Annotated in this window: 11 protein-coding genes; 6 read left to right on the top strand and 5 right to left on the bottom strand. The window is 58.6% G+C overall.

Going from position 1 to position 13,925, the window contains the following annotated elements; translation table 11 throughout:
- From sucB to Q3981_RS00065, 4 genes are all read left to right on the top strand, one after another.
- Positions 1-1,056: 2-oxoglutarate dehydrogenase, E2 component, dihydrolipoamide succinyltransferase (gene sucB / locus Q3981_RS00080; RefSeq protein ID WP_303122684.1), on the top strand; the 1,056-nt coding region annotated here is incomplete at its 5' end.
- 122 nt (positions 1,057-1,178) lie between these two features.
- On the top strand, positions 1,179-1,946 hold the full coding sequence (lipB, locus tag Q3981_RS00075) for a lipoyl(octanoyl) transferase LipB (RefSeq protein WP_303122682.1): 768 nt from the start codon (positions 1,179-1,181) through the stop codon (positions 1,944-1,946).
- 39 nt (positions 1,947-1,985) lie between these two features.
- Positions 1,986-3,029, top strand: a complete 1,044-nt coding sequence (lipA, locus tag Q3981_RS00070) for a lipoyl synthase (RefSeq protein ID WP_303122680.1) — start codon at positions 1,986-1,988, stop codon at positions 3,027-3,029.
- 47 nt (positions 3,030-3,076) lie between these two features.
- Positions 3,077-3,847, top strand: coding sequence for a DUF4191 domain-containing protein (locus Q3981_RS00065; RefSeq protein ID WP_046203031.1), 771 nt, complete (start codon positions 3,077-3,079; stop codon positions 3,845-3,847).
- A 31-nt stretch (positions 3,848-3,878) separates the two neighbouring features.
- Here Q3981_RS00065 and Q3981_RS00060 read toward each other — a convergent pair whose 3' ends face one another.
- Entirely contained in the window at positions 3,879-4,424 is a 546-nt protein-coding gene (locus Q3981_RS00060) for an RDD family protein (protein ID WP_303122675.1), read from the bottom strand.
- Between the two features lie 255 nt (positions 4,425-4,679).
- Here Q3981_RS00060 and glnA point away from each other — a divergent pair, with 255 nt between their 5' ends.
- Positions 4,680-6,116 (top strand): type I glutamate--ammonia ligase, encoded by a 1,437-nt coding sequence (gene glnA / locus Q3981_RS00055; RefSeq protein ID WP_012731343.1) that lies wholly within the window; start codon positions 4,680-4,682, stop codon positions 6,114-6,116.
- Positions 6,117-6,246: 130 nt separating this feature from the next.
- Here glnA and thrC read toward each other — a convergent pair whose 3' ends face one another.
- Together thrC and Q3981_RS00045 are read right to left on the bottom strand one after the other, a co-directional pair.
- The gene (gene thrC / locus Q3981_RS00050; protein ID WP_303122673.1) at positions 6,247-7,695 is read right to left on the bottom strand and encodes a threonine synthase; all 1,449 of its coding nucleotides are present in this window, start codon (positions 7,693-7,695) and stop codon (positions 6,247-6,249) included.
- A gap of 87 nt (positions 7,696-7,782) precedes the next feature.
- Positions 7,783-9,540 carry a pyruvate dehydrogenase gene (locus Q3981_RS00045; RefSeq protein WP_012731341.1) on the bottom strand — a complete coding sequence of 586 codons (1,758 nt, stop codon included), beginning with the start codon at positions 9,538-9,540 and terminating at the stop codon, positions 7,783-7,785.
- Between the two features lie 360 nt (positions 9,541-9,900).
- Between Q3981_RS00045 and Q3981_RS00040 the strand changes: the two genes are divergently transcribed.
- Positions 9,901-10,416, top strand: a complete 516-nt coding sequence (locus tag Q3981_RS00040; RefSeq protein ID WP_303122672.1) for a MarR family winged helix-turn-helix transcriptional regulator — start codon at positions 9,901-9,903, stop codon at positions 10,414-10,416.
- Here Q3981_RS00040 and Q3981_RS00035 read toward each other — a convergent pair.
- Positions 10,413-11,024 carry a GtrA family protein gene (locus Q3981_RS00035; RefSeq protein ID WP_012731339.1) on the bottom strand — a complete coding sequence of 204 codons (612 nt, stop codon included), beginning with the start codon at positions 11,022-11,024 and terminating at the stop codon, positions 10,413-10,415. The genes Q3981_RS00040 and Q3981_RS00035 overlap by 4 nt on opposite strands.
- A gap of 144 nt (positions 11,025-11,168) precedes the next feature.
- Positions 11,169-13,925, bottom strand: a 2,757-nt coding sequence (locus tag Q3981_RS00030) for a bifunctional [glutamine synthetase] adenylyltransferase/[glutamine synthetase]-adenylyl-L-tyrosine phosphorylase (RefSeq protein ID WP_303122668.1), incomplete at its 5' end; no start/stop codon positions are given.

Below are 13,925 nucleotides of genomic sequence, written 5' to 3'. Positions count from 1 at the left end.
GAAACGGCATCGCCTAAGGCATCGTCCGCCAGCGCGCCCGATCGGGAGGAACCTGCTACTCGCCCGTCGACCAAGGTCAACACCGGTGGAAAGCTCCCGTACGTGACCCCGCTGGTACGAAAGCTGGCGGAGAAGCACGGCGTTGATCTCACCACGGTTGAAGGCTCCGGCGTCGGTGGACGGATCCGCAAGCAAGACGTTCTTGCTGCCGCCGAGAAGGCGAAGGACGCACCAGACACGTCGTCGGCAAGCGGAAATGCAGACGAGAAACCGGCGCAGGACGGTCCGCGCGCAGCGTGGTCCACCAAGCGCGTCGATCCCAAGAAGGCAGAGCTGATCGGCACGACCCAAAAGGTGAACCGTATTCGCTCGCTGACCGCATCGAAGACGCTGGAATCCCTCCACTCGTCCGCGCAGTTAACGCAGGTTCACGAGGTCGACATGACCGATGTCGCTGCACTGCGCAAGGCGTCGAAGCCAGCGTTCAAGGAGAAGTACGGCGTCAACCTCACCTACCTCCCCTTCTTCGCGAAGGCCGTTGTCGAAGCGCTCATTTCCCACCCGAACGTCAATGCGTCCTACAACGCTGAGACCAAGGAAATGACCTACCACGACAAGGTCAACCTGGGGATCGCCGTTGACACGGAAGCTGGCCTGCTCTCACCGGTCATTCACAACGCTCAGGACATGACGTTGCCGGAACTGGCTGCAGCAATTGCTGACATCGCCGACCGGGCACGGACCAACAAGCTGAAGCCGAACGACCTCACTGGCGGCACCTTCACCATCACCAACATTGGTTCAGAAGGCGCGCTGACCGACACCCCGATCCTGGTACCGCCGCAGGCAGCCATGATGGGAACCGGCGCGATCGTGAAGCGGCCGTCCGTCGTCCCGACGTCCGACGGTTCTGAAGCGATTGCCATCCGCCAGATGGTGCTGCTGCCTCTCACCTACGATCACCAGATCGTCGACGGTGCAGACGCAGGGCGGTTCATGACCACCGTCCGCGATCGCCTCGAGACAGCTAATTTCGAGGGTGATCTTGACCTCTAAATCCTGATTGCTGTGACGCACGGGTCCGCCCTAACTCTGCGCGACACCGTGTGACCAGCACGTCAGCGTCAACATGTGGCCGGCCTCATCTAGGGGCCGGCCACACGCGTACGATCAACCACATGGGTTATCAGCAAGGATCCATTCGAGCTGTTGACACCGACTACGACGTCGAATGGCTCGGACAAGTTGACTATATGGAGATGTGGCATCGGCAAGCCGAATACGCTCAACAACGGGCTGATGCGGCTGGGGCTACACGTGACGAACCCGACCGTGGCGTCGACAAGTTGTTGTTCCTCGAACACCCCGCGACGTACACAGCCGGGAAACGAACACAACCCGAAGACCTCCCTGACAATGACGACACACCGCTCATCCGCATCGACCGTGGCGGACGCATCACCTGGCACGGGCCGGGGCAGCTGGTGGGGTACCCGATCATTCGGTTAGCCCAACCGCTCGATGTCGTCGATTACGTGCGACGGCTGGAAGAAGCACTCATCACGACGTGCCACACACTTGGCGTGACCAGTGCTGGGCGCGTTGAGGGCAGGTCGGGAGTCTGGCTCCCCACCGACGTCGTCCGCGGGGAACTACGCCCTGAGCGGAAAATTGCGGCCATCGGACTGCGAGTGACGCGCGGAGTCACCATGCACGGCTTCGCTCTCAACTGCGATAACTCGCTCGAGCCCTATAACCACATCGTGCCGTGCGGCATCAGTGATGCCGGCGTGACAACGCTGACAGAAGAACTCGGACGCGATATCCGCCCCCATGACATCGTCGGCCTCATGCGGGACTCTCTTATCGCGGCGCTGGATGGGACACAACCGATCACTACCAGCACAATTCCCGACGATGGACATAAGCGCATCAAAGTTCAGTAGGATGTGTACGACGACACACTCAAAAATAAGGTAGAAGACATGGCAGTTGCACCGAACGGACGACGACTTCTCCGCATCGAAGCACGGAACGCCCAAACCCCCATTGAAGCGAAACCGCGGTGGATCCGGACTACCGCGACCATGGGCCCCGAATTCCGCGACATGAAGAAACGCGTCAAAGGCGCTGGTCTTCACACCGTCTGCCAGGAAGCAGGATGCCCCAACATCCACGAGTGCTGGGAAGACCGTGAGGCCACCTTCCTTATCGGTGGCGATACGTGTTCCCGCCGTTGCGACTTCTGCGACATTAAATCCGGTCGCCCTGAGCCACTCGATGAGGACGAACCTCGTCGCGTTGCAGAAAATGTCCGTGAGATCGGATTGCGCTACTCCACCATCACCGGGGTCACCCGTGATGATCTGCCCGACGAGGGCGCGTGGTTATACGCCGAGGTTGTCCGGCAAATCCACAAACTCAACCCCAACACCGGCGTCGAGAACCTCACCCCCGATTTTTCGGGAAAGCCCGATCTTCTTCAGACCGTATTTGAGGCTCGACCGGAAGTGTTTGCCCACAACTTGGAAACGGTGCCCCGCATTTTTAAGCGGATCCGCCCTGCATTCCGTTATGAGCGAAGCCTGGATGTCATCCGTCAGGCGCGTGATTTCGGCTTAGTCACCAAGTCGAACTTGATCCTTGGGATGGGTGAGACGGTTGACGAGGTGAAATCCGCCATGCGCGACCTTCGCGATGCCGGATGCGACATCTTGACGGTGACCCAGTACCTCCGCCCGTCGAACCTGCACCACCCCATCGAAAGGTGGGTCAAACCCGAAGAGTTCGTTATGTACCGCGATTATGGGCATGACATTGGGTTTGCTGGTGTAATGGCCGGGCCGTTGGTCCGGTCCTCCTACCGTGCGGGTCGGCTGTATGCGCAGGCGATCAAGGCGCGCGGCGAAGAACTCCCCGCTAATCTGCGCCACCTGGGCGAGGGGATCGACGACACGGCCTCTCAGGAAGCCTCCACCTTGCTGTCCAAGTACGGGGCCAGCCGCGAGACACCAGTTGGCGCTCGTTAACGCTCACTGATTCCACCGACCGGACATCCATCGCCTATCCTGAACGTATGGCGAAGAACGACCGCGCAAAGGAAGAAAAGAAGGCCCAGCGCTCCGCTAAACGGGCTCAGCGTAAACAAACACGCAGCCAGATGTGGCAGGCTTTCAACATCCAGCGCAAGCAGGATAACAAGCTCATTCCCTACATGCTGCTGGCTCTCCTGCTGCCCGCTGTCCTACTTTTCCTGCTCGGTTTCGTGTGGGGTAACAAGTGGCTGTGGTTAATCATCGGCCTTATTCTCGGCGCCACACTCGCGATGCTTGTTTTCAGCCGACGCTTGCAGCGGTCGGTTTACGATCGCGCATCCGGACAGGCTGGTGCCGCAGGATGGGCGCTGGACAATATGCGTGATGGCGTCGGCATGAAGTGGGTCACGAAACAGGGCGTTCAAGTCAACAACCACATGGATCTTGTTCACCGTGTTGTCGGCACACCCGGTGTTGTCCTCGTCGGTGAAGGGGAAAAACAGCGAATCAAGCCCATGATGGACAAGGAGCGTCGTCGCCTGGCCCGCATCGTCGGCGATACCCCCATCTACGAGGTAGTGTCGGGCGAGGGTGAGGACGAAGTCCCGATCAAGAAGCTGCAGCGCCACTTGATGAGGCTGCCCCGCAACATTAAGAAGCAAGAAGTGGACTCATTGGCCAGCCGGATCGAGTCCCTGGACAATGTCCGCGGCAATATGGGGATGCCGAAGGGCCCCATCCCGAACCAGGCCAAGGTGCAAAAGGGAATGAACCGCCGGGCGCGTCGGGCTGCTCAGCGAAACAAGCACTAGGTGCTGGGCGCTAAGCGCTGCGTATCAGGCGCTAAGCCCTGATCACCACAGTCCCCGTCGCACGGTCATGCATTCCCCGCAGGTCTGAGTCGCAGATCGCTGCTGGGAGGATAAAGATTGTCAACAGGGTGCGGACAACTGCGCGCCACAAGCCGACGCGGGCATCGCGCTGATCTACTCGCGCAACCCCCATCCCGAGCATCAGCTGGCCCGGGGTGCGCGCGAAAAGCCAAACAGAGATGATCCCAACAACGACGTAGACGATGATGTTCGTCGTGGCGGCAAAATTGCCCCACACCAGTTCGGTCTGTTTTCCGTCGCTCGACGTCGGCCCCACGATATAAAACAGAATTCCTGTGATGGCCATGGACACGAGCCAATCCAGGACCACTCCCCCGCACCGTCGCATAATCGACGCTTGCGACCCCGAACCTGATTTTGTCAGCCCCAGTTTTTCACCGGGCCATCGCGACTGAACGAGCCCGTCGTTTTCGCCGGGGATTTGTGGCCCTTCAAGCCAACTCGTGCGTTCTGATCGCTGGTTGTTCTTTCGCTCGCGTGCCCGATCCTTTGCCATAGGAGGCACTTTACCTGCCGCGTATTATCGACGGCACGTGGCTCGTCGTAAGTTCGTCGTTGCCAGTGCCCCACTTGGCACCGCGACTGTGCCAGCACCCCCACTTTTGTGGAGGAGATCGCGTCTGGCCAGGACGTAACATTAACGAAACATATCTTTATCCCCAGAGCAACACCTTTACTTTAAAGTGGAAAGTAATGCTCGGTCACTTACAGATATTCCCGACCGACCGAGAGAAATCTGCGAGGAGTCACAGTGGCTTTCACTAATGCTGAAGATGTCACCAAGTACATCAAAGATAACGACGTCGAGTTCGTCGACATTCGCTTCACGGATGTCCCCGGCGTCGAGCAGCACTTCACCATTCCAGCCGATGCCTTCGATGAAGACGTCATCAACGAAGGACTCGCTTTCGATGGTTCATCCGTCCGAGGATTCACCACTATCGACGAATCCGACATGGCCCTCATGCCAGACCTGGCGACGGCCCAGCTCGATCCGTTCCGCAAAGCGAAGACGTTGAACATGAAGTTCTTCGTCCACGATCCGCTGACTGGCGAAGCCTTCTCCCGTGACCCACGTAACGTTGCCCGCAAGGCAGAGGAATACCTCGCCTCCACCGGCATCGCTGACACCTGCTTCTTCGGCGCTGAAGCTGAATTCTATATCTTCGATTCCGTCCGGTACAGCACCGACATCAACAACGCTTTCTACGAAGTTGATTCCGTCGAGGGCTGGTGGAACCGAGGCGCAGAAGAAGAGCGTGACGGGTCCGAGAACCTCGGGTACAAGACCCGCATCAAGGGTGGCTACTTCCCCGTCGCTCCGTACGATCACTTCCAGGATCTCCGCGACGACATGTCCCGCAACCTGATCAACGCTGGCTTTGAGCTTGAGCGCGCTCACCACGAGGTCGGTACCGGTGGACAGCAGGAAATCAACTACAAGTTCAACACCCTGCTTCACGCTGCTGATGACCTGCAGACCTTCAAGTACATCATCAAGAACACCGCATGGCAGGAAGGCAAGTCCGCCACCTTCATGGCGAAGCCCCTTGCCGGCGACAACGGTTCCGGTATGCACGCTCACCAGTCACTCTGGAAGGACGGCTCGCCGCTGTTCTACGACGAGGCTGGCTACGGCGGACTGTCCGACACCGCCCGCTACTACATCGGCGGCATCCTGAAGCACGCTGGTTCAGTGTTGGCGTTCACCAACCCCACGCTGAACTCCTACCACCGCCTGGTTCCTGGCTTCGAGGCCCCCATCAACCTGGTGTACTCGCAGCGTAACCGCTCGGCAGCGATCCGTATTCCGATCTCCGGATCCAACCCGAAGGCAAAGCGCGTCGAATTCCGTGCACCGGACCCGACGGGTAACCCCTACTTCGGTTTCGCCGCGATGATGATGGCCGGTTTGGACGGCATCAAGAACCGCATCGAGCCGCACGCTCCGGTTGACAAGGACCTCTACGAGCTCCCGCCCGAGGAGGCCGCTGACATTCCTCAGGCTCCGACCAGCCTCGAGGCAGCTCTGGCTTCCCTGGAGAAGGACCACGACTTCCTCACCGAGGGCGACGTCTTCACCGAGGACCTGCTGGATACGTACCTCAAGTACAAGTTCGACAACGAGATCTCCCCGGTCCGCCTGCGCCCGACCCCGCAAGAGTTCGAAATGTACTACGACTGCTAAACGGCCAGGGCATATAGCCAGCTAGCAGCAGCTAGCATGTAAAAACCCGTTGTCCTCTCGAATCAACGAGGGCAGCGGGTTTTCTATGTCTTCCAGGGGATCATCTGATCATCTAATCCCAGCCGTGAGGCTAATTCGTCACATCAGAGTTGGCTATGGACTCGCGAATGAAATCCTTCACCGCGGTAGCATCATTCGGCAGATCAGCCACATGTCGGCCACCCTGCATGATGTTTGCAAAGCGCTCTGGCGTTTCCGGCTCCTCGCCTAAAGCCTCCCGCATCGTGTCAGCAAACTTCACCGGTAGTGCTGTCTCCAGGCAGACGATCGGCGGGTGGACAGCGTCCCTCTGCTGCCACGCCACGGTCACGCCATCAGCGGTGTGCGGGTCAATATCGACGCCATACTCATCATGCACGCGCTTGATCGTCGCCAAGCGGTCAGCATGGGTCGACTTCCCGGAGCGGAAACCAAATTTCTCTGCCACCGATGGGAAAGCCGGATCGTCTGAGAGATCAAAACCGCCCTCACGGACTCTCTTGCCGAACAGGTCCGCGGTGCGGGCAACGTCGCGTCCCAGGACGTCGAAAATAAAGCGCTCGAAGTTGGACGCGCGGGAAATATCCATCGAAGGGCTCGACGTCGCTAAGGTCTCGCGCGCGGATCGTACACGGTAACTACCCGTGCGGAAGAACTCATCTAAAACATCGTTCTCATTTGTTGCGACAATGAGTTGGTCGATGGGCAGACCCATGCTCCGCGCGATATGCCCGGCGCAAATGTCCCCGAAATTGCCCGTGGGCACGCAGAAGCTGACTTTGCTCTCATTCGACTCGGTAGCGCGAATCCAACAGGCCACATAGTAGACAACCTGCGCCATGAGCCTGGCCCAGTTAATCGAATTGACGGCTCCAATATGGAATTCGGCCTTGAAATCAGCATCTGATGAAATTTCTTTCACCACATCCTGGCAATCGTCGAATACACCGTCTAAAGCAATATTAAAGATGTTGGGATCATCCAAGCTAAACATTTGCGCTTGCTGGAATGGTGTCATCCGCCCGCGCGGGGTCAGCATAAACACGCGAATTCCACGGCGGCCGCGCATCGCGTATTCCGCCGATGAACCTGTATCCCCCGAGGTCGCGCCCACAATATTCAACGTGCTGGAGCGTCGCGATAACTCATATTCAAACAGCTCACCCAAAAGCTGCATCGCCATGTCTTTAAACGCGGCAGTCGGGCCTTCAGACAAATGGCCGATGAACAGGCCATCCTCCAGCTCACTGACCGGCACAATATCCGGGTTCGCAAACCGAGGGACTTGATAAGCCCGCTGAGTCATCTGCTCAATATCCTCGCGCGGAATATCGTCGACAAAATAGGGAATAATTTCCGCAGCTAAGGATGGATATCCCTGGTCATGAAGAAGGGAACGGAATCGGGATAAATCGGATGAACTCCATTGCGGATAGGACTCGGGGACATACAGGCCCCCATCGGGTGCAAGACCGCGGAGCAGAATATCGGAAAACGCCACAGGCGACTGGTGTGGATCACGGGTGGAGATGTATTTCACCTGATCCAGCCTAGCCGACTGTGGCGTTAAACCATGCCCCGATGCAGATTCATCGGGAAATTAAACGAAATGTAGCCAATTCCGTGACTAGCCAATTCCCTTAAATCCGGAAGGACGAGGAATATTACGCAGGTTCGAGTTCGCGATGTTAATCATCTTGCCGACACCACCGTCGAGCACAGTACGAACAGCAGCCTTGGTGAAGCCGCTCACCTGCTCCAGGGAGATGTCCGGCGGGATCGACAGCGCGTTCGGATCGGTCTGGACATCGATCAACACCGGACCCGGGTGGGCCAGCGCCTCTTGCAGCGTCGAGCGAACGTCCTTCGGATCCTCCACACGGTAGGACTTGATTCCCACCGCGCGGGCAATGTCAGCGTAATTGAACTTCGCGTGGTCGGTTCCGAAATCGGGGATACCCTGGACCATCATTTCGAGCTTGACCATGCCCAGCGTGGAGTTGTTGAAGACCACCATCTTGATGGGCAGCTGGTGGAGCTTCACGGTCAACAGCTCACCCATCAGCATGGAGAGCCCACCATCGCCGGACATCGAAATGACCTGGCGCTTACGATCCGCAGCCTGGGCGCCGATCGCCTGCGGCAAGGCGTTCGCCATGGTCCCGTGGCGGTAGGACGCCAGCAGACGACGGTTCGGGCCGGCCATGATGTAGCGTGCGTGCCACACATTGCACATACCGGTGTCGGCCGTGAAGATGGCGTCGTCGTCGGCAAGATCGTCCAGGTTGTACGCCAAGAATTCGGGGTGAATCGGCGTGTGCTTGGAGACGTTCTTGGTGTACGCAGAGATGACGTGCTTCAGGTTCCGCTGCTGCTTCTTCAGCATGGAATCGAGGAAGCTGCGGTCGGTCTTTTCCTTCAAAAGCGGGAGCAGCTCCGCCATGGTGGACTTCACGTCACCAACAACCGGGTACTCGACGTGGGTGCGTCGACCAATGTGAGCACCGTTAATGTCGATCTGCGCGGTGGGCGTCGTCGGCAAGAAGTCGGTGTACGGGAAGTCGGTACCGACCAAGATCAAGAGGTCAGCGTTGTCGAATGCTGCAGTACATGCACCGTAACCGAGGAGGCCGGACATACCGACGTCATACGGGTTGTCGTAGTGCAGAACTTCCTTACCGGCGTACGAGTGGCCGACAGGCGATTTAATCTTCTCCGCGACGGCGAAGAGCTCATCGCGAGCACCGGCGCAACCGATACCGCCGAACATCGTCACCTTGTCAGCCTTGTTGATGGCATCGGCAAGGTCGCGGAGCTGCTTCCGGCTGGGGTGTACTTCCCCGTTCTGCACCGAGAAGTTGCCTTCCAGCGACGGGGTCTCCACAGCCTCCTGCATGGAGATGTCACCCGGGAAGGACACGACGGACACACCGTGGCCAGCCAAGGTCGACTGGATAGCGGCGTGAATACAGCGACCCGCCTGAGCAGCGGAGTTCACCAATTCGCAGTACCCAGAGCATTCTTCAAAAAGCTTCTCGGGGTGCGTCTCTTGGAAGAAACCGGAACCGATTTCCTTCGACGGGATCTGGCTAGCGAGGGCCAAGACCTTCCCACCGTTGCGGTGAGCGTCGTACAGCCCCTGAATCATGTGTGTATTACCCGGACCACACGATCCAGCACACACGGAGAGCTCACCGGTAACGACGGAGTGGGCGCCGGCCGCGAAAGCAGCAGACTCCTCGTTATAGCAGTGAACCCACTCGATTGAACTTTGCCGGATAGCGTCAACAATCGGGTTAAGACTGTCGCCCACCAAGCCGAACACTCTGCTAACGCCCTGCTTTTCTAGGGCATCTACTAGCTGTTCTGCGACATTACGTGCCATTAATTACCTTCCTAAGGTTCTTAACACTTTCTGAGGTACCACAAGCTTGAGATCTCCAAGGATCCCCACAGGTCTCCATGGAGGATGTATCGAAAGATCAGCCCGGGTAAACCGTTCGCGATACTGTGTCTACTCCCCTTGCCACATAGAGAGCAACGCGCTTCACCGCGCGTACACACCGCTATTTATGATACATCAACTAACAAAGGTGCATTTTACCTATCTACCTGCGCGAATAACATTCAATTGAGACCTACCTAACATGGCTATATTCAATGTGACTTTCACCGAGAGACCTCGCGCGGACCCTAGCCCAGACTTACACAGCGAACGCCACCTACTACACCGTATGATGACAACATGTCCGATTCTTCCGCGATCTGGCTGAGCCCGCAGCAACAACACGTCTGGCGATCGTTCTTACGATTTCATGATGAACTCAATACGGTGATCGCCCGGCAACTACATAACGAGGGCGATCTGTCCCTCGCAGACTTTGAGGTCCTCGTCAATTTAAGCGAAGCGCCCGACGGGGAACTCCGCGTCACACTTCTGGCCGACCGTATGCTGTGGGAGCGCAGCCGACTGTCACATCAGGTCAGCAGGATGCAGAAACGTGGCCTCGTTATTCGTAACGACGACCCTCACGACGGGCGCGCTTCTGTCGTCTCTGTCACCGATAAGGGCCGAAAGGCTATTGAGCACGTCGCTCCCGGTCACGTCGACACTGTGCGCAAGAATCTTTTCGCACAATTAGAGGATGGCGACGTCGACTATCTCTCGGGTGTTTTCGATCGGCTTCTTAACGCTATCCACACCAACAATCCCGATATACCCACGTGTGCATGTCCGCCAGCGGAGACCACGCAAGCTTAGCTTTTGCGGGATAGCTCCCGGTCACGGAGTTGTTTTTCAGTCAACAATTCATACTTGTCGGGCACGCGGGAGACGCGGACAGCTTTGAATGTCCACAGTTTGTTGACCACAAAGTTCACGGGCATGGCCACAAAAATGCCGATCAGGTTGGCCCAATACAGTTGGTTTCGGAGCCCGGTGGAGCTGTCGAAAATTCGGGGTGAGAGTTCCAGCGGGGAGGTCGGGTTCATCAGGAGGGTCATCACAATTTGCGAGACCACCCAGCTCAGCAGGCCGACAGCAAAGAAGGCCAGGAATTCACGGAGCCAGCGGCCGTGGCCATGAGACTTGAACGTCCACCAGCGGTTGATTTGGAAATTCCAGGTGTTTGCCACGACGAACGCGATGGTTGCGAAAATGTGGTACCAGCGCAGGTGGAAGCGGGTTCCTAGAAGGTTGAGCACGGTGTCATGTGGTGTGACATCAAACCCCCAGCCGAAGAGCTTGTTCGCGATCACCAGAGCCACCATGTTCACGATGACTCCCGAGCCGCCGACCAGCCCAAACTTGATGAACTGGATAAGTGTGTTCCCGTACCGGGAAATCACGATCGATGATCGCTCGCCCACATTAACTCCGTACTATTTTGTCACTCATGTCCTGCATGCGCCGGCCAGGCCCGGCCAGACATGGATACTCTAACGAATCCGCGACACCTGTCGACAACTCCACGCCGTGACATTTATCGCTCTTACGATTCCTCTGACGGGGACTCAGCGATGCATAAACTCATCCTCCCCCCAGAAGACCCGATCGATTACTTTCCTCGCTTGGCGGGTAACTTTCAAGTAGTTGTCCAAAAACTCCTGGTAGTGCTCGGGTTCCCACCCTGCGGCACCAGCTGTGTGTGCCAGCGCAGCACCCGGCTCGGGTAGCTGATCGGTCCGCTTTCCGCGTACCAAGACAAGGGCGTTGCGCGCTTTCGTCGCCGTTTGCCATGCGGTGCGGAGGGTTTCACAGTCCTCGGGCTCAAGCAGCCCGACGTTTTCGATAGCGCGAAGAGTCGCCATCGTGGACGTGTTGTGCAGCTCCGGGTACTCGTGCGCGTGTTGGAGCGTGAGCAACTGCACTGTCCATTCAATGTCGGTCAATGCACCGCGGCCCAGTTTCGTGTGGGTGTTGCGGTTGGCCCCACGGGGAAGGCGCTCTTCATCGACGCGGGCTTTCATGCGGCGGACTTCCCTCACCGTCGCATCACTCACACCGCCCTCCGGATAACGGAACTTGTCGATCATATGGAGGAAGCGGCGGCCTAAGTCTTCATCGCCGGCGATCCACGTTGCGCGCAGCAGCGCCTGCACTTCCCAGGTTTCTCCCCACCGTTCGTAGTACGCGTGATACGAGTTCAGCGTCCGCACGGTCGGGCCGTTACGGCCCTCGGGGCGGAGGTCAAGATCGACATCCAAGCGGGGGTCCTGCGAGGGTTTCGCTAGCCGACGTCGCACAGCGTCGCCGATCCCGATGGCCCATTTCACGGCGTCTGCCTCGCTCACGTCATCGTGGGCGGGTTCGCAGACAAACAGCACGTCGGCATCGGATCCATAGCCCAACTCGCCCCCACCGAGGCGCCCCATGCCTATCACGGTCATCGTCGCCGGGATTGGTTCGTCGGGGTGTGTGGCCGTCCACCCGTGAATCTCCGCGTAGAGGGCCGCTTCCAGTACCGCGTCCCACACGAGGGACAAGCTGTGGCACACGTCGGCCAGAGACATCATCCCCAACAGATCAGCACACGCAATGCGGGCTAATTCTTTTCGACGCAGTGACCGGGCCGCGGCAATCGCTTTATCGGGGTCTTTGTGCCTGCTCGCGGTGGTGACGAGGGATCGCGTCACCGTGGACGCGCTGACCTCCGTGAGCTTCGGCCCGTTGGCGCCGTCGCCAAGAAGTTTGACGACGTTCGGCGCGGCCAGGATTAAGTCCGTGGCGTAGGGGGACGTTCCCAAAATGTGCATGAGGCGACGGCCGACGATCCCCTCGTCCCGGAGCATCCTGAGGAACCAGGGATCGTGGTAGAGCACGTCGGAGAGTTTGCGGTACGCCAGGAGGCCCGCGTCGGGGTCGGAGGTGTCGCCCAACCACTCCATGAGCGTGGGGAGCAGCATCGCTTGGATGCGATCCTTGCGAGTTGTCCCCGAGGCCAGCGCTTTGAGGTGCTCGTACGCGCGGTCCGGGAACTGATATCCCAACACGGCCAGCTGGCGGCGGGCGGCGTCGGGAGACAGTCGCGCGGTCTCGTCGTCGATAAGAGCGACGGCATTAAGCAGTGGCCGGAAGAAAAGTTTGTTGTGCAGGCTGTGAATTTGGCGTGATGCTCGCCCGATGAGCTTCTTGAGCGACTCGATGCTCGTCATGGAGGACGTGGAACCGATGCCGCACGAGCGCGCGAGCCATCGGAGTGCATCCTCGTCGTCGGGCTCGGGCAGCATGTGTGTGCGTTTGATCCGCTGCAGCTGAAGCCGGTGCTCCAGCAACCGCACGAATTCATAGCAGGCGATGAGTTGCGAGCCATCTTCCCGGCCGACGTATCCTCCGCGGATGAGGGCCTGAAGAGCACTGATTGTTGACCGGACACGCAAATCAGCATCGATCCGGCCATGAACCATCTGCAGCATCTGGACTGCGAATTCGACATCCCTCAGGCCACCGACGCCGAGTTTGAGTTCCCGCGCTTGTTGTTCTTTGGGAATGTTCTCGATGACCCGGCCCCGCATATGTTGGGTGTCGTCAACAAATGAGTCGCGTTGGGACGCCTGCCACACGCGCGGCTGGATTGCTTGGACATAGGCTTTGCCTAAATCCATGGCCCCGGTCATGGGTCGGGCCTTGAGCTGGGCCTGAAACTCCCAGGTATCGGCCCATCGTTCGTAATAGCTCAGGTGGCTCTCGAGCGTGCGCACGAGCGCCCCACTTTTGCCTTCGGGGCGGAGGGCCGCATCCACCTCGAAGAAACACCGGGAGCCAACTTTGATGAATTCGCTGGCCACACGGGTTGTTTTCGCATCGGCGGTCTCACCTACGAAGATGACGTCAACGTCGGAGATGTAGTTCAGTTCGCGCGCGCCACACTTCCCCATCGCGATGACCGCCAGCCGGGCATCCACGGCGTTGTTGTCGGGGTACACCGTGGCGACGGCTACCGCGAGTGCCGCTGTGAGCGCTGCGTCGGCGAGATCGGATAATGCGGCCGAGACCTCGACGAATCCCATGGGGTGGGCCATGGCGCGCTTTTCGTTGGGCGACGCCGAGGCTGCTCCTCCGCTACCGTCCTCTCCCCCGTGTGTTGCTGAATTGCCAGCCCGCGCTGAGCTACGTCGGTCATCACCGTCGGGCTGGGATTGCTGAAAGACCCCGGACGGTATGGTGCTGGCCAAATCAGAGGCGGCGATGCGCATCAGCAGCGTGCGATACGTCATCTTGAGCTGGGTATATGCCGCGGTACCGGTTATTCCTGCGCGGTACATCCCGGC

Source organism: Corynebacterium sp., from assembly GCF_030530965.1.
Classification (GTDB): domain Bacteria; phylum Actinomycetota; class Actinomycetes; order Mycobacteriales; family Mycobacteriaceae; genus Corynebacterium.
Note: the sequence above shows the minus strand (reverse complement) of the source record. Positions and strands in the feature narration are given on the sequence as shown.

Coding starts and splice junctions, on each gene's coding strand:
- lipB (WP_303122682.1), top strand. CDS start 1,179: ATGGGTTATCAGCAAGGATCCATTCGAGCTGTTGACACCGACTACGAC.
- lipA (WP_303122680.1), top strand. CDS start 1,986: ATGGCAGTTGCACCGAACGGACGACGACTTCTCCGCATCGAAGCACGG.
- Q3981_RS00065 (WP_046203031.1), top strand. CDS start 3,077: ATGGCGAAGAACGACCGCGCAAAGGAAGAAAAGAAGGCCCAGCGCTCC.
- Q3981_RS00060 (WP_303122675.1), bottom strand. CDS start 4,424: ATGGCAAAGGATCGGGCACGCGAGCGAAAGAACAACCAGCGATCAGAA.
- Q3981_RS00045 (WP_012731341.1), bottom strand. CDS start 9,540: ATGGCACGTAATGTCGCAGAACAGCTAGTAGATGCCCTAGAAAAGCAG.
- Q3981_RS00040 (WP_303122672.1), top strand. CDS start 9,901: ATGTCCGATTCTTCCGCGATCTGGCTGAGCCCGCAGCAACAACACGTC.